We start from the raw sequence: 1,279 nt of genomic DNA on the forward strand, positions 1-1,279 counted from the left end.
AAGCATTGAGCAAGGTTTATCAGCGCCAAGGCCGTACGATTGCGTCGGTGGCGCAGGGGCTTAATCTGCCTCAATCGACATTAAAGGGCTGGATGGCTGCCGCTAAAAAATCACAAATGGTGCTCCTTATTCCAAGTGCCAAACGGCCGGAAGATTGGTCGATTGAGGAGCGCTTATTGGCCTTGCAACAGAGTCATGGCCTGGCCGAAATTGAGCTCAATGCATGGTGTCGTCAACAGGGTTTATTCGCGCATCATTTGACGCAGTGGCGGGCTGATTTTTGTGTGCCACCGGTCACTAAAACCGACAAAGTGGATGCTCAGGCGCTGCGCGAACTCAAAAAAACCAATCAACAATTACAGCGTGAATTGAATCGCAAAGACAAGGCATTGGCGGAGGCGGCTGCGCTACTGATTTTGCAAAAAAAGTTCAATGCTTACCTGGAGGGCGCGGACGAATGACGACGCTGGCCGAGCGCCAGGTGTGTCTTGGTTTGTTACACGCAGCGATAGGTGGAGGTGCCCGGCAAGCGGCTGCGTGTGAGCTGCTGGGCTTGAGTGTGCGCACCATTCAGCGCTGGGATAGCGGTGAAACACTACGGAGCGATCAGCGCCCTTTGCAGCACCATGTGCCGGCCCACAAGTTCACGCAGGAGGAGCGAGCTACGGTTTTAGCGGTGGCCAATTCAGCCGAATTTGCCCATTTACCACCCAGCCAAATCGTCCCCATTCTGGCCGATCAGCAGCGCTATATTGGTTCGGAATCAACGATCTACCGGATATTACGAGCAGCGGGCTTGCTCCAGCATCGCCGAGCGGAGCGCCCCGCGCAGGCACGCAAAAAGCCGAAGGCCTTATGCGCCACTGCCCCCAATCAGCTGTACAGCTGGGACATCACCTATTTACCCACAACACTGCAAGGCAAGTCCTTCTATCTGTACGTATTTCTGGATGTATTCAGCCGAAAAATTGTGGGCTGGCAAGTGTTCTTTGAGGAGAGCAGCCAAAACGCCAGCGACCTGATGCAAGACATTTGCCAGCGCGAACAAATCAATCGCGATCAGGTGGTCTTGCACTCGGATAATGGCAGCTCAATGAAGGGGGCAACGATGCTGGCGACACTGCAAAACTTAGGCGTTGCCACCTCATTTAGCCGTCCAGCAGTAAGCAATGACAACCCATATTCTGAATCACTATTTAAAACGCTGAAATACCGCCCGATGCAATTACCTAAGCCCTTCGACGACCTGCTGGCGGCGCGCCAATGGGCGACTCAAGTG

1 protein-coding gene and 1 pseudogene are annotated in these 1,279 nt (G+C 53.9%); both read left to right on the forward strand.

The window, feature by feature from the left end; genetic code table 11:
* Window positions 1-461 (forward strand): annotated as a pseudogene (locus CSQ88_RS22425) (hypothetical protein); the annotation flags it as partial.
* On the forward strand, window positions 458-1,279 hold an 822-nt coding region (locus tag CSQ88_RS22430; protein WP_143449588.1), incomplete at its 3' end, for a DDE-type integrase/transposase/recombinase. The pseudogene CSQ88_RS22425 and the gene CSQ88_RS22430, both read left to right, overlap by 4 nt.

It is taken from the genome of Iodobacter sp. BJB302 (assembly GCF_002735645.1).
Taxonomy (GTDB): domain Bacteria; phylum Pseudomonadota; class Gammaproteobacteria; order Burkholderiales; family Chitinibacteraceae; genus Iodobacter.